This window comes from Lentibacillus sp. Marseille-P4043 (assembly GCF_900258515.1).
In the GTDB taxonomy this organism is placed as follows: domain Bacteria; phylum Bacillota; class Bacilli; order Bacillales; family Amphibacillaceae; genus Lentibacillus_C.
The window spans coordinates 688,684-715,207 of record NZ_LT984884.1; the positions used below are offsets into that span (position 1 = coordinate 688,684).

At 40.4% G+C, this 26,524-nt stretch carries 34 protein-coding genes; all 34 read right to left on the reverse strand.

The window, feature by feature from the left end:
• Positions 1–7 precede the first annotated feature (7 nt).
• The 34 genes from rpmJ to rpoB all read right to left on the reverse strand — a co-directional run bounded on the left by rpmJ (position 8) and on the right by rpoB (position 26,483).
• Entirely contained in the window at positions 8–121 is a 114-nt protein-coding gene (rpmJ, locus tag C8270_RS03605) for a 50S ribosomal protein L36 (RefSeq protein WP_010095733.1), read from the reverse strand.
• Between the two features lie 33 nt (positions 122–154).
• Positions 155–373: a translation initiation factor IF-1 gene (gene infA, locus C8270_RS03610; RefSeq protein ID WP_010095735.1), complete on the reverse strand. Its 219-nt coding sequence runs from the start codon at positions 371–373 to the stop codon at positions 155–157.
• Positions 351–686 carry a KOW domain-containing RNA-binding protein gene (locus C8270_RS03615; protein ID WP_106495491.1) on the reverse strand — a complete coding sequence of 112 codons (336 nt, stop codon included), beginning with the start codon at positions 684–686 and terminating at the stop codon, positions 351–353. Before C8270_RS03615 ends, infA begins: the two co-directional genes overlap by 23 nt.
• A gap of 181 nt (positions 687–867) precedes the next feature.
• Positions 868–1,512 (reverse strand): adenylate kinase, encoded by a 645-nt coding sequence (locus tag C8270_RS03620; protein WP_106495493.1) that lies wholly within the window; start codon positions 1,510–1,512, stop codon positions 868–870.
• A gap of 35 nt (positions 1,513–1,547) precedes the next feature.
• Positions 1,548–2,843, reverse strand: a complete 1,296-nt coding sequence (gene secY, locus C8270_RS03625; protein ID WP_106495495.1) for a preprotein translocase subunit SecY — start codon at positions 2,841–2,843, stop codon at positions 1,548–1,550.
• Complete coding sequence (gene rplO, locus C8270_RS03630; RefSeq protein ID WP_106495497.1) at positions 2,843–3,283, reverse strand: 50S ribosomal protein L15; 441 nt, start codon at positions 3,281–3,283, stop codon at positions 2,843–2,845. The genes secY and rplO overlap by 1 nt, the downstream gene beginning before the upstream one ends.
• A 30-nt stretch (positions 3,284–3,313) precedes the next feature.
• Complete coding sequence (rpmD, locus tag C8270_RS03635; RefSeq protein WP_106495500.1) at positions 3,314–3,496, reverse strand: 50S ribosomal protein L30; 183 nt, start codon at positions 3,494–3,496, stop codon at positions 3,314–3,316.
• A 13-nt stretch (positions 3,497–3,509) separates the two neighbouring features.
• Positions 3,510–4,013: a 30S ribosomal protein S5 gene (gene rpsE, locus C8270_RS03640; RefSeq protein ID WP_106495503.1), complete on the reverse strand. Its 504-nt coding sequence runs from the start codon at positions 4,011–4,013 to the stop codon at positions 3,510–3,512.
• A gap of 20 nt (positions 4,014–4,033) precedes the next feature.
• A complete protein-coding gene (gene rplR, locus C8270_RS03645) occupies positions 4,034–4,396 on the reverse strand; it encodes a 50S ribosomal protein L18 (RefSeq protein ID WP_106495505.1) in 363 nt (120 codons plus the stop codon).
• Between the two features lie 32 nt (positions 4,397–4,428).
• Positions 4,429–4,965, reverse strand: coding sequence for a 50S ribosomal protein L6 (gene rplF / locus C8270_RS03650; protein WP_106495507.1), 537 nt, complete (start codon positions 4,963–4,965; stop codon positions 4,429–4,431).
• Between the two features lie 31 nt (positions 4,966–4,996).
• Positions 4,997–5,395, reverse strand: a complete 399-nt coding sequence (rpsH, locus tag C8270_RS03655; protein WP_106495509.1) for a 30S ribosomal protein S8 — start codon at positions 5,393–5,395, stop codon at positions 4,997–4,999.
• 29 nt (positions 5,396–5,424) lie between these two features.
• Entirely contained in the window at positions 5,425–5,610 is a 186-nt protein-coding gene (locus C8270_RS03660) for a type Z 30S ribosomal protein S14 (protein ID WP_019375521.1), read from the reverse strand.
• A 30-nt stretch (positions 5,611–5,640) separates the two neighbouring features.
• A complete protein-coding gene (gene rplE / locus C8270_RS03665) occupies positions 5,641–6,180 on the reverse strand; it encodes a 50S ribosomal protein L5 (RefSeq protein ID WP_106495510.1) in 540 nt (179 codons plus the stop codon).
• A gap of 26 nt (positions 6,181–6,206) precedes the next feature.
• Positions 6,207–6,518 carry a 50S ribosomal protein L24 gene (gene rplX / locus C8270_RS03670; protein ID WP_106495512.1) on the reverse strand — a complete coding sequence of 104 codons (312 nt, stop codon included), beginning with the start codon at positions 6,516–6,518 and terminating at the stop codon, positions 6,207–6,209.
• Between the two features lie 39 nt (positions 6,519–6,557).
• Positions 6,558–6,926, reverse strand: coding sequence for a 50S ribosomal protein L14 (rplN, locus tag C8270_RS03675; protein ID WP_106495514.1), 369 nt, complete (start codon positions 6,924–6,926; stop codon positions 6,558–6,560).
• 43 nt (positions 6,927–6,969) lie between these two features.
• Positions 6,970–7,233 (reverse strand): 30S ribosomal protein S17, encoded by a 264-nt coding sequence (rpsQ, locus tag C8270_RS03680; protein ID WP_088051834.1) that lies wholly within the window; start codon positions 7,231–7,233, stop codon positions 6,970–6,972.
• Between the two features lie 29 nt (positions 7,234–7,262).
• Positions 7,263–7,463 (reverse strand): 50S ribosomal protein L29, encoded by a 201-nt coding sequence (gene rpmC / locus C8270_RS03685; RefSeq protein WP_106495515.1) that lies wholly within the window; start codon positions 7,461–7,463, stop codon positions 7,263–7,265.
• A complete protein-coding gene (gene rplP / locus C8270_RS03690; RefSeq protein ID WP_106495517.1) occupies positions 7,453–7,887 on the reverse strand; it encodes a 50S ribosomal protein L16 in 435 nt (144 codons plus the stop codon). The genes rpmC and rplP overlap by 11 nt, the downstream gene beginning before the upstream one ends.
• An 18-nt stretch (positions 7,888–7,905) precedes the next feature.
• Positions 7,906–8,547: a 30S ribosomal protein S3 gene (rpsC, locus tag C8270_RS03695; protein ID WP_106495519.1), complete on the reverse strand. Its 642-nt coding sequence runs from the start codon at positions 8,545–8,547 to the stop codon at positions 7,906–7,908.
• Positions 8,548–8,550: 3 nt separating this feature from the next.
• Complete coding sequence (gene rplV / locus C8270_RS03700; protein WP_106495521.1) at positions 8,551–8,892, reverse strand: 50S ribosomal protein L22; 342 nt, start codon at positions 8,890–8,892, stop codon at positions 8,551–8,553.
• An 18-nt stretch (positions 8,893–8,910) separates the two neighbouring features.
• On the reverse strand, positions 8,911–9,189 hold the full coding sequence (gene rpsS / locus C8270_RS03705) for a 30S ribosomal protein S19 (RefSeq protein ID WP_106495522.1): 279 nt from the start codon (positions 9,187–9,189) through the stop codon (positions 8,911–8,913).
• A 58-nt stretch (positions 9,190–9,247) separates the two neighbouring features.
• Complete coding sequence (gene rplB, locus C8270_RS03710) at positions 9,248–10,078, reverse strand: 50S ribosomal protein L2 (protein ID WP_106495524.1); 831 nt, start codon at positions 10,076–10,078, stop codon at positions 9,248–9,250.
• Positions 10,079–10,106: 28 nt separating this feature from the next.
• On the reverse strand, positions 10,107–10,394 hold the full coding sequence (gene rplW / locus C8270_RS03715; protein WP_106495526.1) for a 50S ribosomal protein L23: 288 nt from the start codon (positions 10,392–10,394) through the stop codon (positions 10,107–10,109).
• Positions 10,394–11,017 carry a 50S ribosomal protein L4 gene (gene rplD, locus C8270_RS03720; RefSeq protein ID WP_106495528.1) on the reverse strand — a complete coding sequence of 208 codons (624 nt, stop codon included), beginning with the start codon at positions 11,015–11,017 and terminating at the stop codon, positions 10,394–10,396. The genes rplW and rplD overlap by 1 nt, the downstream gene beginning before the upstream one ends.
• A 26-nt stretch (positions 11,018–11,043) precedes the next feature.
• Entirely contained in the window at positions 11,044–11,673 is a 630-nt protein-coding gene (rplC, locus tag C8270_RS03725) for a 50S ribosomal protein L3 (RefSeq protein WP_106495529.1), read from the reverse strand.
• 32 nt (positions 11,674–11,705) lie between these two features.
• Complete coding sequence (gene rpsJ, locus C8270_RS03730) at positions 11,706–12,014, reverse strand: 30S ribosomal protein S10 (protein WP_106495531.1); 309 nt, start codon at positions 12,012–12,014, stop codon at positions 11,706–11,708.
• 387 nt (positions 12,015–12,401) lie between these two features.
• The gene (locus C8270_RS03735) at positions 12,402–13,328 is read right to left on the reverse strand and encodes a glycine betaine ABC transporter substrate-binding protein (RefSeq protein ID WP_106495533.1); all 927 of its coding nucleotides are present in this window, start codon (positions 13,326–13,328) and stop codon (positions 12,402–12,404) included.
• Positions 13,329–14,081: 753 nt separating this feature from the next.
• The gene (tuf, locus tag C8270_RS03740) at positions 14,082–15,272 is read right to left on the reverse strand and encodes an elongation factor Tu (RefSeq protein WP_106495535.1); all 1,191 of its coding nucleotides are present in this window, start codon (positions 15,270–15,272) and stop codon (positions 14,082–14,084) included.
• 120 nt (positions 15,273–15,392) lie between these two features.
• Positions 15,393–17,471 carry an elongation factor G gene (gene fusA, locus C8270_RS03745; protein WP_106495536.1) on the reverse strand — a complete coding sequence of 693 codons (2,079 nt, stop codon included), beginning with the start codon at positions 17,469–17,471 and terminating at the stop codon, positions 15,393–15,395.
• 39 nt (positions 17,472–17,510) lie between these two features.
• Entirely contained in the window at positions 17,511–17,981 is a 471-nt protein-coding gene (gene rpsG / locus C8270_RS03750; RefSeq protein ID WP_106495538.1) for a 30S ribosomal protein S7, read from the reverse strand.
• Between the two features lie 45 nt (positions 17,982–18,026).
• Entirely contained in the window at positions 18,027–18,440 is a 414-nt protein-coding gene (gene rpsL / locus C8270_RS03755; RefSeq protein WP_106495540.1) for a 30S ribosomal protein S12, read from the reverse strand.
• Between the two features lie 142 nt (positions 18,441–18,582).
• A complete protein-coding gene (locus tag C8270_RS03760; RefSeq protein ID WP_106495542.1) occupies positions 18,583–18,837 on the reverse strand; it encodes a ribosomal L7Ae/L30e/S12e/Gadd45 family protein in 255 nt (84 codons plus the stop codon).
• Between the two features lie 152 nt (positions 18,838–18,989).
• Entirely contained in the window at positions 18,990–22,595 is a 3,606-nt protein-coding gene (rpoC, locus tag C8270_RS03765; RefSeq protein WP_106495543.1) for a DNA-directed RNA polymerase subunit beta', read from the reverse strand.
• A gap of 351 nt (positions 22,596–22,946) precedes the next feature.
• The gene (gene rpoB / locus C8270_RS03770) at positions 22,947–26,483 is read right to left on the reverse strand and encodes a DNA-directed RNA polymerase subunit beta (RefSeq protein WP_106495545.1); all 3,537 of its coding nucleotides are present in this window, start codon (positions 26,481–26,483) and stop codon (positions 22,947–22,949) included.
• Positions 26,484–26,524 lie beyond the last annotated feature (41 nt).

The following is a 26,524-nucleotide window of genomic DNA, read 5'->3' on the forward strand; positions in this document are numbered from 1 at the left end:
TTGTATATTAACCTTGTTTTTGCTTATGCTTTGGATTTTCACAAATCACCATTACTTTACCTTTGCGTTTAATAACTTTACATTTTTCGCAAATTGGCTTTACAGATGCTCTTACTTTCATCATCTTTACCTCCTTTTATATCGGAGCCTGTTATTATTTATAACGGTACGTAATTCTTCCTCTTGTTAAATCATACGGTGAAAGTTCTACCGTTACTTTGTCACCTGGTAAGATACGAATGAAATGCATACGAATTTTGCCAGATACATGTGCCAAGACCGTATGGCCATTTTCAAGCTCTACATTAAACATCGCGTTTGGCAATGTTTCCGTTACGGTACCTTCCACTTCAATTACATCGTCTTTCGCCATCGTGTTGATCTCCCTTCTTCAAATCAGTCACAACCTCTTTGACAAATTTAGCTATGGCAAACCGTAATTTCCCATTTGTGACACGACCAGTTTCTAGAAGGCTGTTTTGGACTTCTGGAGATATATAATCCATAACTTCAATATGATGTAGATTCTTTTTCTTTGGTCGATCATATTTACGTTTTTCCCCATCTGCTAGTAAGACATACCGTTCGTCAACTATTTTAATGACAACCGCATACTGGCCAGCTTCACGTCCTTGCATAATACGAACAACTTGACCCATCTGCGGAACCGAATCAGCTTCCTCCACAACGATCACCTTCACTTAGGCTATAATATAATGAACACCTTATTATAAAGGTTTACAAATTATCATGATTTAACTTACTGTGTCACTTTTATATCAAGTAATCAATGCAATACTAAAAAGTACACACTGCTTTATTATACCTTTTCATAGATAAAATTGCACCCATCATCTGGTTGAATGCTTATTTTTCTATTTTTGCCTGGATATCCTGAAAAACTTTATCAATTTCTTGATCACCGTTTACTGTTACGAGATATCCTTTGTCCTGATAATAATCTAAAAGTGGCATTGTTTGTTCAATGCTAACATCTAAACGATTTTTCACCGTTTCAGCCTTATCATCATCACGTTGGATTAAAGTAGAACCATCTTTATCACATACGCCCTCTTCTTTTGGAGGGTTGAATAGAACATGATAAGTGGTACCACATGTCGGACAAATTCTACGACCCGTTAAACGTTCCAATAAGTTTTCTTCAGGTACGTTTACATGCAGTACGTAATCAATGTCTTCATCCATTTTGGTTAATAGCGATTGCAATGCGTCTGCTTGAGCGATTGTTCTTGGGAAACCATCTAATAAAAATCCATCCTGACAATCGTCCTTCTGCAAACGTTCCTCCACAATGCCGATTGTTACTTCGTCTGGAACAAGAGCGCCTTGATCCATATATTCTTTTGCCTTTTTGCCTAACTCTGTTCCTTCTTTAATAGCTAACCGGAACATATCTCCTGTTGAGATATGAGGGATGTGATATTTTTCAACAATTTTTTCTGCCTGTGTACCTTTACCAGCACCAGGTAGACCCATTAAAATTAAATTCAACAATTTTCCCCTCGCTCTCGGGTTGGTTACTTGTTTTACTTAATAAATCCTTTGTAGTGTCGTTTAACTAACTGACTTTCCAGTTGTTTCATCGTTTGAAGTGCGACACCAACAACGATTAGTAAACTCGTACCGCCGATTCGTACTGCTGTAGGAAGCCCTGCAAGACCACCTAAAATAATAGGTAAAACAGAAACGGCCGCCAAGAAGATCGATCCAACGAATGTAAGACGATACATGACACGGGTTAAATATGTTTCTGTTTTCTTACCAGGCCTAATTCCTGGAATATATCCACCTTGTTTTTGCAAATTCTCAGCCATTTGTTCTGGATTAACTTGAACAAATGAATAAAAGTACGTGAATGCAATAATTAACGCTACATAGATGACCATCCCAATAGGTTTGGTATAATCAAAAATCGTTTCGATCGTTGCAGCAAAATCATTACCTTCAAAAAGTCCCGCCACCGTTCTTGGGGCCATAATAAATGCAATGGCAAAGATTACCGGGATAACCCCCGCAGCATTTACTTTAAGTGGTAAATGTGTAGAGTGCCCACCGACTGGGGAACGGTTTACAAGTTTTTTTGCATATTGAATCGGAATCTTGCGCAACGCCTGTTGAATGAATATAACACCAACAGTTACTGCAACGACTACCAAAGCAATTAATGCAACAATGACGATATTAATAAACAATTCATCGCCAGGATTATCGAAATACTGAACATATAATTGTTTTACGCCATTTGGTACTGCAGCTACGATACCTGCAAAAATCAAAATGGAGATACCATTTCCGACACCATTTGCCGTGATTTGCTCACCTAGCCACATTAAAAATGTAGTTCCACTAGTTAACACCACTGCAATAACAAGAAACGTCAAAATTCCTTGGTTGGAAATTAATTGTCCACCAGCCATTGCATTAAATCCGACTGACATTGCTATCGCCTGGACAAATGCAAGAACCACTGTTCCATAACGTGTGATCTGGGCTAATTTCTTGCGTCCCATTTCACCTTGCTTTTTCCATTCAGCAAATTTCGGTACAACATCCATTTGAAGTAATTGCATTATAATCGAAGCGGTGATGTAAGGCATAATACCCATCGCAAATATAGAGAAGTTTTGTAATGCCCCACCGCCAAATATATTTAGAAACCCAAATACATTTCCTTGGTCCATAAAAGAATCAATTGCTTCTTTATTTGTATATGGCACAGGAATAAAAGAACCAAGACGGAAGACAACTAACATTAATAATGTAAAGATGATTTTCCGTCTGATATCACCCACGCGCATAAAATTGGAGATTGTACGAAACATTAAATCACCTCGGTTTTACCGCCCGCTGCTTCAATAGCTTCTTTGGCTGAAGCAGAGAACTTGTGAGCTTTTACTGTAAGTTTCTTTTCGATAGCACCCTTACCTAGCACTTTAATGCCAGCTTTAAGTTTGCTTACGACACCTTCTTCAAGTAATAGCTCAGGTGTAATTTCTGTGCCGTCTTCAAAACGATTTAATGCATCAAGGTTCACAATAGCAAATTCTTTACGATGAACATTCGTAAATCCGCGTTTTGGCAAGCTTTGGAATAATGGCATTTGACCACCTTCAAAGCCCAAACGTGTACCGCCACCTGAACGTGCTTTTTGTCCTTTATGCCCTCTTCCAGATGTCTTTCCGTTACCAGAAGACGTTCCACGACCTACACGATTACGTTCTTTGCGAGTTCCTTCTGATGCCTTCAATTCATGAAGTTTCATGCGAGCACCTCCCTTTACGCTAATGTTTTATTAAAGTTCTTTGACCGCTACGAGATGGGATACTTTGTTAACCATTCCACGAAGAGATGGTGTATCTTCCCGAACTACGGATTGTTGAATTTTTTTAAGTCCTAACGCTTGAACAGTTTGTTTTTGCACTTCTGTTCGACCAATAACACTGCGCTTGAGGGTGATTTCTAATTTTTTAGACATAGTATTTCCCTCCTTATCCTAACAGTTCTTCTACAGACTTTCCGCGTAGTTTAGCTACTTCTTCTGCACGTTTTAAATTTGTTAATCCGTTTAAAGTAGCACGAATCATATTAATCGGTGTATTTGCTCCAAGTGATTTTGTTAAGATATCACCAACACCTGCAAGCTCAAGGACCGCACGAACTGGTCCACCAGAGATAACTCCAGTACCTTCTGCTGCTGGTTTCATTAATACGTTACCAGAGCCAAAACGTCCGTTGATTTCGTGTGGAATTGTTGTACCAACGATAGGTACTTCAATTAAGTTTTTCTTTGCATCGTCAACTGCTTTTTTAATTGCTTCTGGTACCTCTTGTGCTTTACCTGTACCAAAGCCTACATGACCATTCTTGTCACCGACTACTACCAATGCGGCAAAACGGAAACGACGTCCACCTTTAACTACTTTTGCCACACGGTTGATCGTAACAACGCGTTCTTCAAGATCTAATTTGTTCGGATCAATGCTGTTATGCATGTATGTCCCTCCTTTATCGGTTAAAATTCAAGACCTGCTTCGCGAGCAGCATCTGCTAAAGCTTTCACACGTCCATGATAAAGGTAGCCTCCGCGATCGAACACAATCGATTTGTAACCTTTATCTTGGGCACGTTTTGCGATCAATTCTCCGACTTGTTTAGCTGCTTCTACATTACCAGTTGCTTCTACTTTCAATTCGTTATCCTTGGTTGAAGCACTAGCTAATGTAAGACCATTAATATCATCAATTAATTGTGCGTAAATGTGTTTATTTGAACGGTACACGTTTAGACGTGGGCGTTGTTCAGTTCCAAATAGGTTTTTACGAACGCGCATATGTCTTTTTTTGCGTACTGCGTTTTTGTCAGGCTTTGTGATCATCTAGGTCACTCCTTTCTGCTCCCTAACTAACCTTACTTAGCAGTTTTACCTTCTTTACGACGTACATATTCACCTTCATAGCGAATACCTTTACCTTTATAAGGCTCTGGTGGTCTGATTGCTCTAATATTTGCAGCAACAGCTCCAACCAATTCTTTATCGATACCTTTAACAATAATTTGTGTGTTTTTAGGTACATCAATTTCAATACCATCACGAGGTTCGATTTCTACTGGATGTGAATAACCTGCGTTAACCACAACTTTTTCACCTTGTTTTTGTGCACGATATCCGACACCAATAATTTCAAGGCTTTTCTCAAATCCTTTATGAACTCCTTCAACCATATTGTTGATCAGGCTGCGTGTTGTACCGTGTAATGCGCGATGATCTTTATGATCGCTTGGACGTTCAATCGTAATAACATTGTCTTCAATGACAATTTTTATATCATCATGAAAATCTCTAGTTAATTCGCCTTTAGGGCCTTTTACTGTAACGGTATTTCCGTTAAGCTTAACTTCCACACCATCTGGAATTTGTATTGGCTTTAGTCCTATACGAGACATTCCATGCACCTCCTCATTTCAAAAATGTTAATTACCAAACATATGCAAGAACTTCGCCACCAACAGCTTGTGTACGTGCTTCTTTATCAGATAACACACCTTTAGATGTTGATACGATAGCAATGCCTAAGCCGTTTAATACACGTGGTACTTCGTCAGCTTTTGCATAAACACGTAGTCCTGGCTTACTAATACGTTTGATACCTGTAATTACTCGTTCTTCACTTGCACCGTACTTAAGGAAAATACGCAGAACACCTTGTTTGCTATCTTCAATGAATTCATAATCACGTACGAATCCTTCACGTTTTAAGATATCAGCGATTTCTTTTTTCATTTTAGATGCTGGAAGCTCCAACTTTTCATGTTTTACCATGTTAGCATTACGAATACGAGTTAGCATATCTGCGATTGGATCTGTCATAACCATTACTCATTACCTCCTTCCCGAATCGGGGTTTACCAGCTTGCTTTTTTGACACCAGGAATTTGACCTTTATAGGCAAGTTCGCGGAAACAAATACGGCATAATTTAAATTTACGAATTACAGAATGTGGACGGCCACAACGTTCACAGCGTGTATATTCACGTACTTGATATTTTTGTGGACGTTTTTGTTTTGCAATCATTGATTTTTTAGCCACAATTTTCCCTCCTTGTATTAGCTCTTTAGCTTATTTTTGGAAAGGCATGCCTAGCTGAGCTAAAAGTTCACGCGCTTCTTCGTCGGTATTTGATGTTGTAACAATAACAATATCCATACCGCGCACTTTGTTTACTTTATCGTAATTAATTTCTGGGAAAATCAGTTGCTCTTTTACACCTAATGTGTAGTTACCACGGCCATCAAATGCTTTCTTAGAAATACCACGGAAGTCACGTACACGTGGTAGTGATACGGCAATAAGTTTTTGTAAGAATTCATACATGCGTTCACCACGAAGCGTTACTTTCGTTCCAATTGGCATTCCTTCACGTAAGCGGAAGCCAGCGATTGACTTTTTAGCGCGAGTTATCATTGGTTTTTGTCCAGAAATTAAAGCTAGTTCTTCTACTGCACTATCCAATGCTTTTGAATTTGAAACAGCATCACCAACACCCATGTTGATAACAATTTTTTCAATAGTTGGTACTTGCATAACTGATTCATAACTGAATTTATTCATCAAAGATGGTAAAATTTCACCTTGATATTTCTCTTTAAGTTGATTCATCACGAGAGCCCTCCTTTCGCTGTAGACTATTTATCTAATGCTTCACCGGATTTTTTAGCGATGCGGACTTTCTTTCCGTCACGTTCTTCATACCCAACACGAGTTGGTTCACCGGACTTAGGATCGATTGGCATTACATTAGAAACATGAATTGGCGCTTCTTGATTAAGAATTCCACCTTGTGGATTATCTTGAGAAGGTTTTGCGTGTTTCTTAACCATGTTAATTCCTTCTACAAGAACACGTTCCTTCTTCGGATATGCTTCTAAAATAGTGCCTTGTTTTCCACTATCTTTACCGGAAATCACTTTTACTTTATCACCTTTTTTTACATGCATGCTTGACGCACCTCCCTAACAAGGCTTAACATTTTCGCTTTATAAAACTTCTGGAGCTAGAGATACGATTTTCATGAATTTTGCATCGCGTAATTCACGTGCGACTGGTCCGAAGATACGTGTACCTCTTGGACTTTTGTCATCACGGATGATTACGGCAGCATTTTCATCAAAACGAATGTATGATCCATCTTTACGACGCATACCAGATTTACTACGAACGATTACAGCTTTAACAACTTCGCCTTTTTTGACAACGCCACCTGGTGTTGCTTGTTTGACAGAACAAACAATTACATCACCAATATTAGCTGTTTTACGTCCGGATCCACCTAGCACTTTAACCGCTAAAACTTCACGGGCACCAGAGTTATCTGCAACTTTTAAACGAGTTTCTTGTTGAATCATATCGCTATGACCTCCCTTCGGATACCTTCCGAGCGAACTTTAATTATATAATTACCGCTTCTTCAACGACTTCAACTAAACGAAAACGTTTCGTAGCTGATAGCGGACGAGTTTCCATGATGCGAACGATATCACCAGTTTTTGCTTGGTTATTTTCATCATGTGTTTTGAATTTTTTAGAGTACTTAACACGTTTGCCGTATAACTTATGGAATTTGTATGTTTCAACTAAAACAGTGATTGTTTTATCCATTTTGTCTGATACGACACGGCCTGTATATACTTTACGATTATTACGCTCAGTCATTTTGAGGCTAACCTCCTCTCTTGTTTCAGTTAGTTATTTACGCTTAGTTCACGTTGACGTACAACAGTTTTCATGCGTGCAATAGACTTTTTAACTTCACGAATTCGCGCAGTGTTTTCCAGTTGTCCAGTTGCAAGTTGAAAGCGCAAATTAAATAATTCTTCTTTTAAAACTTTAACTTTTTGTTCAATTTCGGCAGTGGTTAGTTCTCTGATCTCTTTAGCCTTCATTGATTTCACCACCAATTTCTTCACGTTTTACGAATTTTGTTCTAATCGGTAGTTTATGAGAAGCAAGACGTAACGCTTCACGTGCCACTTCTTCTGGTACACCAGCGATTTCAAACATGATTTTTCCTGGTTTTACAACTGCTACCCAGCCTTCAGGAGCCCCTTTACCAGAACCCATCCGAACTTCTAGGGGTTTTGCAGTGTATGGTTTGTCAGGAAAGATTTTAATCCAAACTTTTCCGCCACGTTTCATGTAACGGGTCATTGCAATACGAGCAGCTTCAATTTGACGGCTTGTAATCCAAGATGCATCAATTGCTTGTAAGCCATATTCACCAAATGCTACTGTTGTTCCACCTTTTGCTTGACCTTTCATGCGGCCACGGTGTTGTCTACGATATTTTACACGCTTAGGCATTAACATAATGCATTGCCCCCTTCCTTATTTGTCAGTTTTTGTTGGAAGGACTTCTCCACGGTAAATCCACACTTTAACACCTAATTTACCATAAGTAGTGTCTGCTTCTGCTGTACCATAATCGATATCAGCACGCAATGTGTGTAGTGGTACTGTTCCTTCACTATAATGTTCCGCACGGGCGATATCTGCACCGCCAAGACGTCCAGAAACTTGTGTTTTGACACCTTTTGCTCCACCGCGCATCGCACGTTGAATTGATTGTTTTTGTGCACGACGGAAAGAAATACGGTTTTCTAATTGACGAGCAATATTTTCAGCAACCAATGTTGCATTAAGATCAACTTTCTTAATTTCTACGATATTTATATGAACACGCTTGCCAGTCAAACTGTTTAATGATTTGCGTAGGGCTTCTACTTCAGATCCGCCTTTACCAATTACCATACCAGGTTTACCAGTATGAATAGTGATATTCACACGATTTGCTGCACGTTCAATTTCAATAGAAGAAACAGCAGCTGTAAGCAAGCGATTTTCAAGATATTCTCTGATTTTGATATCTTCGTGTAGTAAGTCTGCATAGTCTTTGCCAGCATACCATTTTGACTCCCAGTCACGAATGATACCGACACGAAGACCGGTTGGATTTACTTTTTGACCCACTGACTATCCCTCCTTCTTTTCTGTTACAACCAATGTAATATGGCTTGTGCGTTTATTAATTTTACTTGCACGTCCTTGAGCACGTGGACGGAAACGTTTCAATGTTGCACCTTCATTTACAAATGCCTCAGAAACTACTAGGTTATCTGTGTCCATTTCGTAGTTGTGTTCTGCGTTTGCAACTGCAGACTTAAGAACTTTTTCTACGACTGGAGAAGCACCACGTTGTGTAAGGCGTAAGATTGCAATTGCTTCGCCAACATTTTTTCCTCGAATTAAATCTACAACTAAACGTACTTTACGAGGAGCAATACGAACTGATTTCGCAACGGCTTTAGCTTGCATGTAGAGTGCCTCCTCTCATTAGCGTTTTGTTTTCTTGTCATCGCCAGCGTGTCCTTTAAACGTACGGCTTGGCGCGAATTCACCTAATTTATGTCCGACCATGTCTTCTGTGATATATACAGGCACATGTTTGCGTCCGTCATAAACAGCAACTGTATGACCAACAAAGTTAGGGAATATAGTTGAACGACGTGACCAAGTTTTTATAACTTGCTTTTTGTCATCTTCGTTTAATTTCTCGATCTTATTCATTAGATGGTCATCTGCAAAAGGTCCTTTTTTTAAGCTACGACCCATGGATAAACCTCCTTTCGCAATTGAGAGACGGGTCTGAGTTTCCCGCCCATTACTTTAGTTATTTTTTACGCTTACGAACGATAAATTTATCTGTCGGCTTATTACGTTGACGTGTTTTATAACCAAGCGTAGGTTTACCCCAAGGTGACATTGGTGATTTACGTCCGATTGGAGCACGGCCTTCACCACCACCATGCGGGTGATCGTTAGGGTTCATAACAGATCCACGAACAGTTGGGCGCTTGCCTAACCAGCGAGAACGACCTGCTTTACCAACACGGATAAGTTCATGTTCCAAGTTACCAACTTGACCTACTGTTGCACGACAAGTTGAAAGTACTAATCGAACCTCTCCTGAAGCTAAACGAACTAAGCTATATTTACCTTCACGGCCAAGGATTTGTGCCTCGGCACCAGCTGATCTAGCCAATTGTCCGCCATTTCCTGGTTTTAATTCGATGTTATGAATCACAGTACCTACAGGCATATCTTTAAGTGCTAGTGCATTCCCAAGTTTGATGTCTGCATTTTCACCTGATTCTATTTTTTGCCCTACTTTAAGCCCTTTTGGAGCCAAAATGTAACGCTTTTCGCCATCAACATAATGAATTAACGCAATGTTTGCAGAACGGTTCGGATCATATTCGATCGTAGCAACGCGTCCAGGTATACCATCTTTTTCGCGTTTAAAATCAATAATACGATATTGACGTTTATGACCGCCACCTTGATGACGAACAGTTAATTTCCCTTGATTGTTACGTCCGCCACGTTTGTAAATTGGGCTTAGTAGGGATTTCTCTGGTTTGTCAGTGGTGATCTCTGCAAAGTCAGATACTGACATATTACGACGACCATTTGAAGTTGGTCTGAATTTTTTAATCGCCATCTTGTTTTCCCTCCTTCACTTAACTTTCTTAGCCTTCAAAGAAGTCCAATTCTTCACTATCCTCTGAAAGCTGAACGATAGCTTTTTTGCGATCTGAACGGTATCCACCGTATCGACCCATTCGCTTAAATTTACCTTTTAAGTTCATAGTGTTTACTTTTATAACTTTCACACCGAAAACCAATTCAACAGCATCTTTAATCTCTGTTTTATTTGCTTTTGGGCTTACTTCAAACGTGTATTTTTTCTCCGCCATTAAATCAGCAGAATTCTCTGTAATGACAGGGCGCTTAATAACATCTCTTGGTTCTTTCATTATGCAAGCACCTCCCCTGCTTTTTCAGCTGCGTCTTTCGTTAAGATCAGCTTGTCATGCGTAAGCAAGTCTAGTACATTAACTTCCTCAACAGTAAGTACCTTAACTGATTGAAGATTGTTTGCTGAACGAATTACCGTTTCGTCTTTATCAGCAGTAACAATTAACGCCTTGGTATCAACATTTAACGCGTCTAACATTTTTACAACTTCTTTTGTTTTAGGAGCATCAATAGCAATACTGTCTAATATCACTAGACTTTCCTCTTTAACTTTAGAAGATAATGCAGACTTAAGCGCTAAACGACGTACTTTTTTAGGTAGTTTATAGCTGTAACTGCGTGGTGTTGGGCCAAATACAGTTCCGCCGCCTACCCATTGTGGTGAACGAGTAGAACCTTGACGTGCACGACCTGTACCTTTTTGGCGCCATGGTTTGCGACCACCGCCACGTACTTCTGAGCGGTTTTTCACATCATGAGTGCCTTGGCGTAATGATGCGCGTTGCATGACTACAGCCTCATGTAATACGTGTGTATTCGGTTCAATACCAAAAACGGAATCATTTAGTTCAACGTCTCCGTTTTGTGTTCCATCTTGTTTAAATAGTGCTACTTTAGGCATGACATATCCTCCCTTCGTCTATATGATTAGTTAGCCTTTATTGCACTCGTGATTTTTACGAATGATTTTTTCGCACCAGGGACATTTCCTCTAATTAATAATAGATTGCGTTCTGCATCTACATTAACTACCTCGAGGTTTTGAATCGTTACTTGTTCGCCACCCATTTGTCCTGGAAGCTTTTTGCCTTTGAAAACTCGCATTGGATCGATAACACCCATTGAACCTGGTGCTCTATGATAATGAGAGCCATGAGACATTGGTCCGCGCTGTTGGTTGTGGCGTTTGATAGCACCTTGGAAACCTTTACCTTTAGATGTTCCAGTTACATCAATTTTATCGCCCGCCTGAAAAACTTCTACGCTAATTTCTTGACCTACTTCATATTCATCAAGATTTGCGTTACGGATTTCACGAACGTAGCGCTTAGGGGTTGTGTTTGCTTTTTCAGCATGACCTTTTTCCGCTTTGTTTGTACGTGATTCCTTTTCATCAGCAAAACCGATTTGTAGCGCTTCATAACCATCATTTTCTAATGTTCTCTTTTGCAATACTACGTTTGGCTCAGCCTGAACTACTGTTACAGGGATCAACTCTCCGTCTTCAGAAAAAAGCTGAGTCATGCCGATTTTACGACCTAAGATTCCTTTCGCCATCCGTTACACCTCCTATGGTAATACATAATTTATTATAGTTTAATTTCAATATCCACACCGGATGGTAAGTCAAGACGCATTAACGAATCAACCGTTTGTGGTGTTGGATTAACAATATCGATTAACCGTTTATGTGTGCGCATTTCAAATTGCTCACGCGAATCCTTGTATTTGTGTACCGCACGCAATACAGTATAAACGGATTTTTCTGTAGGTAACGGGATCGGTCCGGAAACAGCTGCTCCAGAACGTTTCGCGGTTTCTACAATTTTTTCAGCAGACTGATCTAAAATACGATGATCATATGCCTTTAAACGAATTCTAATCTTTTCTTTTGCCATTATTTTCCCTCCTTTTCGCCCATTTCATAATAGACATTCTCCGTGAAAATTTCTTAACCACCCGCCATGGCAAAGGGGCCGGGTGTGTCAACAACCTTTCACTTCATCGCCTTTACGACCAACATTCTTATTATATAGAAAGAACGCGATCAATGCAACCCTTTTTTAGTGAAAAACTATCAGATTGCACATTTATGTATTATACAAACTTTTTGCTAGGAATGCAAGGGTTGTAAGTATTTTTTTGCAGGAAAGTCGAGTACTAACCATTTGCTGTGAGAAAAATCTCTTCTGCCACCAGTTAAAATATAATAATGCAACCATTATAAAGCGCGTAATAACTTTTCATTTTAAGTTATTACGCGCTTTATAAATTCCTTTATTTTTTTATTCAAACCCCTTTAGCCACTCATCTTTTAAATCGGGATGGTCATCAATAAATTTCTGTGCAGCAGCTTCTTCATCCATACCATCCGCAATATCAAGCATTATTTCTTGTGTATCTTCTTGCTCAATTGAAAATTGTTTAAGGAACTTATACGCTGCCGGTGATTGATCTTTAAAATCATCTCTAGCGACAGAGAATACGTCATCTGGTTCGCCAAATGTTCCTTTCGGGTCTTCTAAGATCTTTAGGTCAAATTTATTGAATGTCCAGTGCGGTGTCCATAGTGTGACAACAATTGGTTCTTCCTTATCGATTGCACCAGATAAAACCGCAGCCATGGCAGGGCCTGAGCTTTCAACCAGTTCCCATTTATCCAAACCATATCCAGGCATGACTTCATTTTTTGTTATTTTCATTTCGCCTGCTCCAGGGCTGATGCCAGTGATTTTCCATTCTAGCTTTTCTCCAATATCATTTTTATTATCTGCCAAATCTTCAATCGAATTAATATCTTCCATATATGCTGGAACGGTTAAACCAAGTTTTACTTCTTCGGTAACTGTATTGATTTTTTCAAGGTTATCTTTATATTTTTCCCAGTAACTTTTATGAGTTGTTGGGAGCCAGGCACCAACAAGTGCATCTGTTGATCCATCAGCAAGGCCGGTATATTCAACACCGACGTCTGTTTGCGTTATTTCAACGTTATAACCGATCTCTTCCAGCAATAATTTTGCTACATATGTATTTGATGTGTTTGACACATAATCATCAGTTCCTAATGTAATGTCTTTTTCTCCGATTCCATCATTGTTATTATTATCAGCAGCATTGTCACTTTCATCATTTTTGTCGCCGCATGCTACTAATACCATAGACATCAAGAAAATAGCAGCGATGGCTAAGACACGATATGTTTTCCGCATATATAAATCATCCTCTCCTTTTTTACAGTCAATAAATTTCATTATAGTGTAGTAGTATGGTCAAGGCAAATTGCGTTCTGTTCTGTATTTGGGTGAATATAGTTGTCAGCCTATTTCATCAATATTTAGCTTGCTTATCCTTTAAATTTGTACATATTAACTCAACTTTCGCTGCATGAAATAGACGGGGACTCCTGCGGGAAGAGAGGCCTAGGTGAGACCCCGCAGAGCGACGAGCGAAACTTCCACCGAATAAGCTTCGAGTTGCGAGGAGCGATACTTCACCGAAATTACTTGCAACTCAGGCGAGCACCCAGCTCGAGGAGGCTCAGCAGCTGCCCGCGGAAAGCGTAGTGTATTTCCGGAACGGCGAGGAAGCTATTTTTTAGTTACTACGCATTTTATATATAAATCAACAAATGTTTTCAATAGGGCAAGTAATCGCAGCCTCAATCTTAACAGTCTTTAGGTTTATCAGAGTTGTCAAGGCAAATATTAGAGGTGTTCAAAGTTTGCCACAGCTAACTGTTTGATCTTATTTTATCGGTACGAAAGTTGAGTTATTAATAACAGCCACATGATTTCCGTAAGAGCCGTATGAGCTTATGTCGTCATTTTATATATTTTGTTCTAAAAATAAGAGGCATTTTCAAGTGGGTGGGGAATTGTAGGTCCGATTCATCGGAAAACAGCTATTGAGAAAAACAAAAAACAGGCAGCGTCGTCACGCTGCCTGTTTTATATTTAACAGAATTACTTTTCAATTGTAGTTACTACGCCTGATCCAACAGTACGTCCGCCTTCACGGATAGAGAAACGAGTACCGTCTTCGATAGCGATTGGTGCGATAAGCTCAACAGTCATTTCAATGTTATCGCCAGGCATTACCATTTCTACTCCTTCTGGAAGTTGGATAACTCCAGTAACGTCAGTTGTACGGAAGTAGAATTGTGGACGATAGTTAGCAAAGAATGGAGTATGACGTCCTCCTTCTTCTTTTGACAACACATAAACTTCTGCCTTGAAGTTAGTATGTGGTGTAATTGAACCTGGTTTAGCAAGTACTTGACCACGGTTGATGTCTTCACGAGCAACCCCACGAAGAAGTGCACCGATGTTATCTCCAGCTTCTGCATAGTCAAGAAGCTTACGGAACATTTCAACACCAGTTACAGTTGTTTTTCCTGGTCCTTCGTTAAGACCGATGATTTCTACTTCGTCACCGACTTTAACTTGTCCACGTTCAACACGACCAGTTGCAACAGTACCACGGCCAGTGATAGAGAATACGTCCTCAACAGGCATCATGAATGGTTTATCAGTGTCACGTTCTGGAGATGGAATATATTCATCTACTGCATCCATCAATTCGTAAATTTTTGCTTCGTAATCTGCGTCACCTTCAAGTGCTTTAAGTGCAGAACCTTTGATTACTGGTACATCATCACCAGGGAAGTCATATTCAGTTAACAAGTCACGAACTTCCATTTCAACTAGTTCTAATAGTTCTTCGTCATCTACCATGTCACATTTGTTAAGGAATACTACAATTGCAGGTACCCCAACGTTACGTGATAATAGGATGTGCTCACGAGTTTGTGGCATTGGACCATCTGCAGCAGATACTACTAAGATAGCTCCGTCCATTTGTGCAGCACCAGTGATCATGTTTTTAACATAGTCAGCGTGACCTGGGCAGTCAACGTGTGCATAGTGGCGAGTATCTGTTTCATACTCTACGTGAGATGTTGCAATTGTAATACCGCGTTCTTTTTCTTCTGGTGCACCGTCGATTTGGTCATATGCCATTGCAGTACCTTTACCAGATTTTTTGTGCAATGTAGTTGTGATTGCAGCAGTTAAAGTAGTTTTACCATGGTCAACGTGTCCAATTGTTCCAATGTTAACGTGACTTTTTGAACGATCGAATTTTTCTTTAGCCATTTATAGTTCCTCCCTTAAATAAGTGAAATTTTTAAGTATTCATATAGCCAAGAAATAACATTAATGATGTTATTTCCTAGCCTTCAATAAAGTTATACTTGAGATTTATCAAAAAATCAATTATTCACCAGCATTTTTTTTGATAATTTCTTCTGAAATGCTCTTCGGCACCTCTTCGTAATGATCAAAGTGCATCGTGTACTGTCCACGTCCTTGCGTGTTTGAACGTAATGCTGTTGCATAACCAAACATTTCGGAAAGTGGTACAAATGCCTTAATCGTTTGTGCAGGGCCGCGAGCTTCCATACCTTCTACACGACCACGACGTGAAGTTACATCACCCATAATGTCACCCATGTATTCTTCAGGAATTACAATTTCAACTTTTTCAATTGGTTCAAGAAGAACAGGTTGACATTTGTTTTTTGCTGCTTTCAATGCCATGGATGCAGCGATTTTAAATGCCATCTCGTTAGAGTCAACATCATGATAGCTTCCGTCATATAGTGTAGCCTTAACATCGATTAATGGGTAACCAGCTAACACACCATTTTCCATTGACTCCTTAATACCGGCTTCAACAGATGGAATGTATTCACGCGGAACAACACCACCAACGATCTTGTTTTCGAATTCAAAGCCAGCGCCCTCTTCGTTTGGTTCAAATTTAACCCAAACATGACCGTATTGTCCACGACCACCGGACTGACGCACAAATTTACCTTCGACTTCAGCTGATCCGCGGAATGTTTCACGGTACGCAACCTGTGGCGCACCGACATTGGCCTCAACTCTGAATTCGCGTTTTAAACGGTCAACAATAACATCAAGGTGTAATTCACCCATACCAGAAATAATTGTTTGACCAGTTTCAACGTTTGTTTCAGTTCGGAACGTAGGATCTTCTTCAGCTAGTTTTCCTAACGCAATCCCCATCTTGTCTTGGTCCGCTTTTGTTTTTGGTTCAATAGCAACCGAGATAACTGGATCTGGGAATTCCATTGATTCTAGGATAACTAGGTCTTTCTCATCACAAAGTGTATCCCCTGTAGACGTATCTTTCAAACCTACCGCTGCTGCAATCTCACCTGCATAAACAGTAGAGATTTCTTGGCGGGAGTTTGCGTGCATTTGCAAGATACGACCAACACGTTCGCGTTTGTCTTTAACCGAGTTTTTCACATATGAACCAGAATCTAAAGTTCCAGAATATACGCGGAAGAATGTTAATTTACCTACGTATGGATCTGTCATTACTTTAAATGCTAGTGCTGAGAAAGGTGCGTTGTCATCTGACGGACGTGTAACCTGTTCTTCTGAATCAGGAAGAATACCTTCAATTGCTGCTACGTCTGTTGGTGCTGGTAAGTAATCAATCACACCATCAAGCATCAATTGAACACCTTTATTTTTAAATGCTGAACCAACAAATACAGGATAAAATTCAACATTTAATGTTGCTTGGCGAATCACTTTCTTTAATTCTTCGTTAGAAATTTCTTCGCCTTCTAAATACTTCATCATCAAATCTTCATCTAATTCTGATACAGATTCAACAAGTGAAGCACGTAACTCTTCGGCTTTTTCCTTATACTCTGCTGGAATTTCACGTGCTTCAGCGCGTGTTCCTAAATCATCCTCGTAATAGTATGCCTGCATTGTTATAAGGTCAATAATGCCTTCAAAACTGTCCTCGGCTCCAATCGGTAATTGAACCGGATGCGCATTTGCACCCAAGCGTTCTTTTAGTGTTCCTGTTGAATATAGGAAGTCAGCACCGATCTTATCCATCTTGTTTATAAACACAATACGTGGTACACCATATGTTGTTGCTTGGCGCCACACTGTTTCTGTTTGTGGTTCAACACCTGATTGTGCATCAAGAACTGTAACCGCACCATCAAGTACACGTAATGAACGTTCAACCTCAACAGTGAAGTCTACGTGTCCTGGTGTATCAATGATGTTAATACGGTAGCCTTTCCATTGAGCAGTTGTTGCTGCAGATGTGATTGTGATACCACGTTCTTGCTCCTGCTCCATCCAGTCCATTTGTGAAGCACCTTCATGAGTTTCACCGATTTTATGAATACGTCCTGTGTAGAAAAGAATACGCTCAGTTGTTGTGGTTTTTCCGGCATCAATGTGTGCCATAATACCAATATTACGCGTCTTTTCCAAGGAGAACTCTCTTGCCATGTATTCTTCTCCTTCCTGTTAAAAGCTTTTAATAGAGTTTTACCAGCGATAGTGAGCAAATGCTTTGTTAGCTTCAGCCATTTTGTGCATTTCTTCGCGTTTTTTAACGGATGCACCAGTGTTGTTTGAAGCATCTAGAATCTCATTCGCAAGACGTTCTTCCATCGTTTTTTCCCCGCGCAAGCGTGAATAGTTAACGATATAACGAAGTCCTAATGCTTGACGACGTTCTGGGCGTACTTCCATCGGCACTTGGTAGTTTGAACCACCAACACGACGTGCACGAACTTCAAGTACTGGCATAACATTTTTCATTGCCTGTTCAAATACTTCCATTGCGTTTTGTCCGCTTCTTTCGCCAACAAGTTCAAACGCATTGTAAAGAATTTTTTGAGCTTTGCCTCGTTTCCCGTTAATCATAATCTGGTTAATCAAACGAGTTACTAATTTTGAATTATATAGTGGATCTGGCAAGACATCGCGTTTAGGTACTGGTCCTTTACGTGGCATATGTCCCCCTCCTTTCCTAAATCTTTCTCGTTACATCATACTTGCTTATTTTTTCGGTCTTTTCGTACCGTATTTAGAACGTCCTTGTGCACGTCCTTCAACACCTGCAGTATCAAGTGCTCCACGAACAATGTGATAACGCACACCTGGTAAGTCTTTTACACGACCACCACGGATAAGTACAACACTGTGTTCTTGTAGGTTGTGACCAATACCAGGGATGTATGCAGTTACCTCGATGTTGTTCGACAAACGCACACGTGCATATTTACGAAGTGCTGAGTTAGGTTTTTTTGGTGTTAATGTTCCAACACGTGTACATACACCACGTTTTTGTGGAGATGATAAATCTGTAAATGACTTTTTGAAGCTATTGTACCCTTTATTAAGTGCTGGTGAGTCAGATTGCTTTGTCTTGCTCACACGACCTTTACGTACAAGCTGATTAATTGTTGGCATGATTTTGTCCTCCCTTCTAATACGATCTAAGTTTAAAAATTGAATCCAGCAACCACCAATATTCGTATATTTGTAATACCACATATCCAGGTGGTTCATATTTCAGCAAAAAACAAAGCTTTCGCGGAAAAACCCGCCAAAACTATTGTTGTTTAACTGCTACCGATGATGCACTAACATCTATCCCACAAGCAGCACCAAGCTTTTCCATGGATTCTACCCGCTTTACCGGGATATCCATTTCCTCAGCTAAATGTACAACCTTTTGGGTCATAAGCTGATCTGCATCGTTAGCAATAAACACTTCGCTTATGGAGCCATTTTTCATAGCTTTAAGAGTTTGCTTTACTCCGATTATTAGGCGTGACTGAACCTGAGTTACTTTTTCATAAGACATTCATATATCCTCCAAAGCAAACAAGTATAAATCGGAAGCACCTTGAATATAGTACCATTCTCTTTTTTTAATGTCAACTTAAAGTTTACTATTTTTTTGTGCTTCCGATTTTTCCATCACTTGTTTTGACATAATTATTACGTAAGCGACTGTTATTGTACTATTTCCGTTTCTTCTTGTTCCTCTTCTTGTGGTTCATCTACAGCTGGTTCAATCTTGCGGTATCGATCTATACCAGTACCAGCTGGAACAAGCTTACCAATAATAACGTTCTCTTTTAAGCCTAAGAGTTCGTCACGTTTTCCTTTTATTGCTGCATCTGTTAAGACACGGGTTGTTTCTTGGAAGGAGGCAGCAGATAGGAACGAATCTGTTTCCAATGATGCTTTTGTAATTCCTAGTAGCACCGGTTTACCTACAGCTGGTTGTTTTCCTTCGTTTAAAACATTATAGTTTGCGTCTTTAAACTGATGAATTTCAAGTAATGAGCCTGGTAAAACATCTGTATCGCCATTATCCATAATACGTATCTTACGTAACATTTGACGCACCATTACCTCTACGTGTTTATCGCCAATTTCTACCCCTTGCATACGATATACTCGTTGAACCTCACGTAATAAGTAATCTTGCACTCCGTCTACACCTTGAACACGTAAAAGTTCTTTAGGGTCAACAGAACCCTCTGTAAGCTCTTGACCAGCAATAACTTTATCGTCAAGTGCAACTTTCAACCGGGCATTATATGGTACAGCATAGGATTTTTCTTCTACATCACCTTGAATAACAATTTCTTGTTTATCTTTGACTTCTTTAATTTCCTTAACTGTTCCAAAGATTTCTGTGATAACGGCTTGCCCTTTCGGATTACGTGCTTCAAATAGCTCTTGTATACGTGGTAGACCTTGTGTAATATCATCTCCGGCAACCCCACCTGTATGGAACGTACGCATTGTTAATTGTGTACCAGGTTCGCCGATAGATTGTGCAGCGATGATTCCGACTGCTTCCCCAACTTCTACCTCTGCACCTGTTGCTAAGTTGCGACCATAACATTTTTTACAAACGCCATGCTTTGTATTACACGTGAAGGCTGACCTTATCGTCACTTCCTCGATTCCAGCCTCGACGATTTGTTTAGCCTGATCCTCAGACATGACAGTGTCATTCTCAACGATCACTTCGTTTGTTTCTGGGTGACGGACCGTTTCAAAAGCAGTACGACCTATTAAGCGATCAATTAATGGTTCGATCATTTCCGTACCATCCACTAACGATGATACAGTCAATCCGCGGTCGGTTCCACAATCTGTTTCTCGAACAATAACATCCTGCGCAACATCCACAAGACGTCGTGTTAAGTAACCAGAATCCGCTGTTTTCAATGCAGTATCCGCCAAACCTTTACGTGCACCGTGTGTTGAAATAAAGTATTCTAACACTGTAAGTCCCTCACGGAAACTTGATTTGATCGGCAATTCAATAATGCGTCCGGCAGGGTTAGCCATAAGACCACGCATACCTGCAAGTTGTGTGAAGTTTGATGCGTTACCACGTGCTCCGGAATCACTCATCATGAAGATTGGGTTTCGCTCATCTAATGACTGCATCAATTTATCTTGAATCGTATCTTTTGCTTGTGACCAAACCGCGATCACACGATCATACCGCTCTTCTTCCGTAATTAAACCTCTACGGAATTGTTTTAATACTTTATCCACTTTATTTTGAGCTTCTTCAAGAATTTCCTCTTTTTCTTTTAATACAACAATGTCCGATACACCAACTGTCATACCAGCTTTTGTTGAATAGCTGAATCCAAGGTCCTTCATACGGTCAAGCATTTTAGATGTTTCACTAATTTTAAATTGCTTAAATACCTCCGCAATGATATCGCCTAAGAAGCCTTTCTTAAATGGTTTAATAATTTCACGCTTTTTAATTTCCTCTTTAATATCCGTTCCACTTTCCACAAAGTATTTTTCGGGAGTACGAATCTCCAAATTACTTTTCGTTGGCTCATTAATATAAGGGAATGAATCGGACAATATTTCATTGAAAATCAATTTTCCTACTGTTGTCAGCAATAATTGATTTTGTTGTTTTTCCGTAAACGTTTTGTTGTTTACGCTTGATGCATGCACAGCAATTCTTGTATGCAAATGAACATAACCATTTTGGTATGAAATTAACGCCTCATTAATGTCCTTAAATACAGTACCCTCACCAACAGCGTTTTCACGTTCCAGTGTTAAATAATAGTTACCCAACACCATATCTTGAGATGGTGTTACGACTGGCTTCCCATCTTTCGGGTTTAAGATGTTTTGTGCAGCTAGCATTAAGATACGTGCTTCTGCTTGTGCTTCGGCAGATAACGGTACGTGTACCGCCATTTGGTCACCATCGAAGTCGGCATTGTATGCAGTACATACCAATGGATGCAGACGAATCGCACGGCCTTCTACAAGTGTTGGCTCAAACGCCTGAATACCTAAGCGGTGCAATGTTGGTGCACGGTTAAGTAAGACTGGATGCTCTTTAATTACCTCTTCCAACACATCCCAAACTTCCGGATGGACACGCTCAATTTTGCGCTTTGCTGATTTAATATTGTGTGCCAACCCTTTTTCCACAAGTTCCTTCATAATAAATGGCTTAAATAATTCTAATGCCATTTCTTTAGGAAGACCACATTGGTACATTTTCAGGTGTGGTCCAACCACAATAACGGAACGGCCAGAATAATCCACACGTTTTCCAAGTAAATTTTGACGGAAGCGACCTTGTTTCCCTTTCAACATATGTGACAAGGACTTTAACGGTCGATTACCAGGCCCTGTAACCGGACGACCACGGCGACCGTTGTCAATTAAGGCGTCAACCGCCTCTTGAAGCATTCTTTTTTCATTTTGAACGATAATGCTTGGTGCACCTAGGTCCAACAAGCGTTTTAAACGATTATTTCGGTTAATAACACGTCGATACAAATCGTTCAAATCGGAAGTAGCAAAACGTCCGCCATCAAGTTGAACCATTGGTCTGATTTCTGGTGGTATTACAGGTAATACGTCCATAACCATCCAAGATGGATCGTTTCCTGAATTACGGAATGCCTCTAATACTTCTAGACGTTTAATTGCTCGCGTCCTTCGTTGTCCGTGTGCAGTTTTAAGCTCTTCTTTTAGCAAATCAACTTCTTTTTCAAGATCAATATCTTCAAGAAGTTTACGGATTGCCTCAGCGCCCATTTGTGCTTTAAATGTTTTACCGTATTTATCATAGTAAGCACGGTATTCCTTCTCTGATAGCAATTGTTTCTTTTCCAAAGGAGTATTCCCGGGATCCGTTACAATGTATGCGGCAAAATAGATGACTTCCTCTAGCGCCCGCGGTGACATATCTAGCACAAGTCCCATTCTGCTCGGAATACCCTTGAAGTACCAAATATGTGATACAGGCGCAGCAAGTTCCAAGTGTCCCATACGTTCACGACGTACCTTCGCTTTTGTTACTTCAACACCGCACCGATCACATACGACACCCTTATAACGTACACGTTTATACTTTCCACAATGACATTCCCAGTCTTTTTGCGGCCCAAAAATCCGTTCACAAAAAAGACCATCCTTTTCAGGTTTTAACGTACGGTAGTTAATTGTTTCTGGCTTTTTGACCTCACCATATGACCAAGAGCGAATTTTCTCAGATGAAGCTAAACCAATTTTCATATACTCAAAGTTATTTACATCTAGCAAGGGGCCTACCTCCCTTTTAGTGTCCGATTTTAAAAACAAAGGCGTAAGCGTCCGGGTAGCGACGTATGGACTAGACTTCCCCGCATGAGATAAAGGAAACATGCCCCCTGTAAAAGGGGTATGCCGACGTTGGGTGCAAATCCCGTTTTTAGTCGGCCTTCCTTTAGACTAGAGTCGATGTTGACTTATCGCAAGGAGGAGAAGGAAGTCCACTAGTCGCTGGACGCTGGAGCCGGCCGTGGCCAGGCCTGCTGTCCAACGTACGCCTTATGCTAGTTTTAGTTTCCACAGTTATGATTAAGAATGCTGGCTTGAACCCGATGCTTTGAGCCAACACTCTGCTGCTTACTTTTAGTTTTGTTCAACTTCTAAGTTAAGTTTGCTCGCTGCTTGCGTTTCCTCTTCCTCAATATCGCGCATTTCAATTTCTTCTTCATCACTTGAGAGGATCTTAACGTCTAATCCAAGACTCTGAAGTTCTTTAATCAATACCTTGAATGACTCTGGAACTCCCGGCTCTGGAACGTTATCACCTTTAACAATTGATTCATACGTTTTGACACGACCTACGACATCATCGGATTTAACCGTTAAGATTTCTTGAAGTGTATATGCAGCCCCGTAAGCTTCAAGTGCCCAAACTTCCATTTCACCAAATCGTTGTCCACCAAATTGCGCCTTACCACCAAGTGGTTGTTGGGTAACAAGAGAATATGGTCCAGTTGATCTTGCGTGTAATTTATCGTCAACCATGTGGGCTAGTTTAATCATGTACATGACACCGACAGATACTCGATTATCAAATGGTTCCCCTGTTCTTCCATCGTACAATATGGTTTTTGCGTCTTTTGGCATGCCGGCTTCTTCTAATGTTTCCCAGACATCTTCTTCTCTTGCACCATCAAACACTGGTGTTGCAACGTGAATGCCTAACTGCCGTGCTGCGATTCCTAAGTGTAGTTCAAATACCTGTCCGATATTCATTCTCGATGGAACACCTAGTGGGTTAAGCATAATGTCAACCGGAGTCCCATCAGGCAAGAATGGCATATCTTCTTCAGGTAGTATCTTTGAAATAACCCCTTTATTACCATGACGGCCGGCCATTTTATCGCCTTCATGTATTTTACGTTTTTGAACGATATAGACACGAACAAGCTGGTTCACACCTGGTGGTAGTTCGTCACCATCTTCACGATTGAAAATCTTAACATCTAGGACGATTCCACCCGCACCATGTGGTACACGTAACGATGTGTCCCTAACTTCACGAGCTTTTTCACCGAAAATCGCATGCAGCAAACGCTCTTCAGCAGACAATTCCGTAACGCCTTTTGGTGTCACTTTACCTACTAGAATATCACCGTCTGAAACTTCTGCACCAATACGGATGATTCCTTGCTCGTTGATATTTTTCAATGCATCTTCCCCAACGTTCGGAATATCTCTTGTGATTTCCTCAGGTCCGAGCTTTGTGTCACGAGATTCTGACTCGTATTCCTCAATGTGGATGGAAGTATAAACATCATCTTTCACAAGACGTTCACTCATAATAATCGCATCCTCATAGTTATAGCCTTCCCAAGTCATAAAGGCAACTAACGGATTACGACCAAGTGCTAACTCGCCATTTTCCATTGACGGACCATCTGCTAGGATTTCACCTTTTGTTACGCGATCACCCGCGCTAACAATCGGACGTTGGTTATAGCATGTTCCTTGGTTGGAACGAATGTATTTTTGCATTTTATAACGATCCAAATCACCTTTAACTTCTTTTCCGTCAACCTCAGAAATACGACGGACAAATACTTCTTTTGCCTCTACATGTTCAACAACCCCGCCATGTCGGCAAATGATTGCGGCACCTGAATCTTTTCCTGAAACATATTCCATTCCAGTCCCAACAAGTGGTGCCTCTGGATTCATCAATGGTACTGCTTGCCGTTGCATGTTTGCACCCATTAAAGCACGGTTCGAGTCATCGTTTTCCAAGAAGGGAATACACGCAGTTGCTGCCGAAACAACCTGCTTAGGTGATACGTCCATATAATCAATACGATCTCTTGGTACAGCGGTGTTTTCCCCGCGGAAGCGCGCAATAACTTCCTCATCCTCAAAACTCCCATCCTCATTGAGGTGAGCGTTTGCCTGTGCTACCACGTAATTATCTTCTTCGTCAGCTGTTAAGTAATCGATTTTAGCAGTTACCTTACCTGTATCAGGATCCACTCTGCGATATGGTGTTTCAATAAAGCCGAATGTATTTACTTTAGCGTAACTTGATAAAGAGTTAATCAACCCGATATTCGGTCCCTCAGGCGTCTCGATTGGACACATCCGACCGTAGTGAGAATAGTGTACGTCACGCACTTCAAAGCCCGCACGTTCACGTGTTAATCCCCCGGGTCCAAGTGCTGAGAGACGACGTTTATGGGTCAGTTCAGCCAATGGATTTGTTTGATCCATAAACTGAGACAGCTGCGAACTACCAAAGAATTCTTTAATAGAAGCGATAACCGGTCGAATGTTGATCAACTGCTGCGGTGTAATGCTCGATGTATCCTGGATCGACATCCGTTCACGTACAACACGTTCCATACGTGACAAACCAATGCGGAATTGGTTCTGTAGCAATTCACCAACAGAACGTAATCTTCTGTTACCCAAGTGATCAATGTCATCTGTATCGCCAACTCGGTGCAACAAGTTAAAGAAATAGCTGATAGCAGATAAAATATCAGCTGGCATAATATTTTTTACACCTTTATCAATCCCGGCATTTCCGATAATATTTAATTGTCTTTCACCACTTGGGTCTGTTGGATCAACAATTTTTACCGACTGAACACGAATTGGGTCTTCTAAAACCCCATCATGTGGTTCAAGCGTTTTTTCACCAAGCATATCCTCTTCCTTTTCAAGATAAGGAAGTAGTTTGTTAAGTAGTTTGCGTTCTAATCTATCACCTTTTTGTGCTAATACTTCACCAGTCTCCTGATCAACAACTGTTTCGGCTAACACTTGGTTAAATAAGCGATTTTTGATGTGCAGCTTTTTGTTCATTTTATAACGACCAACATGTGCTAGGTCATAACGTTTAGGATCAAAAAAGCGGGAAATCAATAGACTTTTCGCATTATCAACGGTAGGTGGCTCTCCCGGGCGTAACCGCTCATAGATTTCTAACAATGCCTTTTCCGTTGTTTCAGTATTATCTTTGTCTAATGTATTCTTCAGATATTCATTTTCACCTATTAGGTCCATGATTTCTTGGTCTGTACCAAATCCAAGCGCACGTAATAACACGGTAATTGGTAACTTACGTGTTCGGTCGATTCGGACATAAGCGACATCTTTCGCATCCGTTTCAAATTCCAGCCATGCACCACGGTTTGGAATCACAGTTGCGGTAATGCCTCTTTTACCGTTTTTATCAATTTTTTCGTTGTAATAGACACTAGGAGAACGAACAAGTTGCGATACAATAACGCGTTCTGCCCCATTAATAACAAATGTACCTGTATCTGTCATTAGTGGAAAGTCTCCCATAAATACTTCTTGCTCTTTCACTTCACCGGTTTCATTGTTAATTAAACGAACCTTCACACGAAGCGGAGCATTATACGTTACATCCCTTTCCTTGGATTCATCCACAGGATATTTAGGTTCACCTAAACTATAATCAACAAACTCCAATGATAGGTTACCCGTGAAATCCTCAATTGGCGAAATGTCCTGAAACATTTCCCGTAAACCTTCTTCTAAAAACCATTGATAAGAAGCGGTTTGAATTTCGATTAGATTCGGTAATTCTAATACCTCACTGATGCGCGCATAGCTCCTGCGTTGGCGGTGCCGTCCATATTGAACTAGTTGACCTGTCAACTGCTTCACCTCTCAAATCAAGCATTTTTCATAGACACTTC

What these genes read in the sequence shown, in the direction of transcription:
- C8270_RS03735 (WP_106495533.1), bottom strand. Translation starts at nt 13,328, where the DNA reads ATGCGGAAAACATATCGTGTCTTAGCCATCGCTGCTATTTTCTTGATG.
- rpsH (WP_106495509.1), bottom strand. Translation starts at nt 5,395, where the DNA reads ATGGTTATGACAGATCCAATCGCAGATATGCTAACTCGTATTCGTAAT.
- rplR (WP_106495505.1), bottom strand. Translation starts at nt 4,396, where the DNA reads ATGATCACAAAGCCTGACAAAAACGCAGTACGCAAAAAAAGACATATG.
- rplB (WP_106495524.1), bottom strand. Translation starts at nt 10,078, where the DNA reads ATGGCGATTAAAAAATTCAGACCAACTTCAAATGGTCGTCGTAATATG.
- rplE (WP_106495510.1), bottom strand. Translation starts at nt 6,180, where the DNA reads ATGAATCAACTTAAAGAGAAATATCAAGGTGAAATTTTACCATCTTTG.
- secY (WP_106495495.1), bottom strand. Translation starts at nt 2,843, where the DNA reads ATGTTTCGTACAATCTCCAATTTTATGCGCGTGGGTGATATCAGACGG.
- rpsG (WP_106495538.1), bottom strand. Translation starts at nt 17,981, where the DNA reads ATGCCACGTAAAGGACCAGTACCTAAACGCGATGTCTTGCCAGATCCA.
- C8270_RS03760 (WP_106495542.1), bottom strand. Translation starts at nt 18,837, where the DNA reads ATGTCTTATGAAAAAGTAACTCAGGTTCAGTCACGCCTAATAATCGGA.
- infA (WP_010095735.1), bottom strand. Translation starts at nt 373, where the DNA reads ATGGCGAAAGACGATGTAATTGAAGTGGAAGGTACCGTAACGGAAACA.
- rpsL (WP_106495540.1), bottom strand. Translation starts at nt 18,440, where the DNA reads ATGCCAACAATTAATCAGCTTGTACGTAAAGGTCGTGTGAGCAAGACA.
- rplC (WP_106495529.1), bottom strand. Translation starts at nt 11,673, where the DNA reads ATGGCGAAAGGAATCTTAGGTCGTAAAATCGGCATGACTCAGCTTTTT.
- rplF (WP_106495507.1), bottom strand. Translation starts at nt 4,965, where the DNA reads ATGTCTCGTATAGGACTAAAGCCAATACAAATTCCAGATGGTGTGGAA.
- rpsE (WP_106495503.1), bottom strand. Translation starts at nt 4,013, where the DNA reads ATGCATAACAGCATTGATCCGAACAAATTAGATCTTGAAGAACGCGTT.
- rplN (WP_106495514.1), bottom strand. Translation starts at nt 6,926, where the DNA reads ATGATTCAACAAGAAACTCGTTTAAAAGTTGCAGATAACTCTGGTGCC.
- rpmC (WP_106495515.1), bottom strand. Translation starts at nt 7,463, where the DNA reads ATGAAGGCTAAAGAGATCAGAGAACTAACCACTGCCGAAATTGAACAA.
- rplV (WP_106495521.1), bottom strand. Translation starts at nt 8,892, where the DNA reads ATGCAAGCTAAAGCCGTTGCGAAATCAGTTCGTATTGCTCCTCGTAAA.
- fusA (WP_106495536.1), bottom strand. Translation starts at nt 17,471, where the DNA reads ATGGCAAGAGAGTTCTCCTTGGAAAAGACGCGTAATATTGGTATTATG.
- rpsJ (WP_106495531.1), bottom strand. Translation starts at nt 12,014, where the DNA reads ATGGCAAAAGAAAAGATTAGAATTCGTTTAAAGGCATATGATCATCGT.
- rpsQ (WP_088051834.1), bottom strand. Translation starts at nt 7,233, where the DNA reads ATGACTGAGCGTAATAATCGTAAAGTATATACAGGCCGTGTCGTATCA.
- rplX (WP_106495512.1), bottom strand. Translation starts at nt 6,518, where the DNA reads ATGCATGTAAAAAAAGGTGATAAAGTAAAAGTGATTTCCGGTAAAGAT.
- rplD (WP_106495528.1), bottom strand. Translation starts at nt 11,017, where the DNA reads ATGCCTAAAGTAGCACTATTTAAACAAGATGGAACACAAAACGGAGAC.
- rplP (WP_106495517.1), bottom strand. Translation starts at nt 7,887, where the DNA reads ATGTTAATGCCTAAGCGTGTAAAATATCGTAGACAACACCGTGGCCGC.
- rplO (WP_106495497.1), bottom strand. Translation starts at nt 3,283, where the DNA reads ATGAAACTTCATGAATTGAAGGCATCAGAAGGAACTCGCAAAGAACGT.
- tuf (WP_106495535.1), bottom strand. Translation starts at nt 15,272, where the DNA reads ATGGCTAAAGAAAAATTCGATCGTTCAAAAAGTCACGTTAACATTGGA.
- rplW (WP_106495526.1), bottom strand. Translation starts at nt 10,394, where the DNA reads ATGAAAGAACCAAGAGATGTTATTAAGCGCCCTGTCATTACAGAGAAT.
- rpsS (WP_106495522.1), bottom strand. Translation starts at nt 9,189, where the DNA reads ATGGGTCGTAGCTTAAAAAAAGGACCTTTTGCAGATGACCATCTAATG.
- rpmD (WP_106495500.1), bottom strand. Translation starts at nt 3,496, where the DNA reads ATGTCTAAAAAATTAGAAATCACCCTCAAGCGCAGTGTTATTGGTCGA.
- rpmJ (WP_010095733.1), bottom strand. Translation starts at nt 121, where the DNA reads ATGAAAGTAAGAGCATCTGTAAAGCCAATTTGCGAAAAATGTAAAGTT.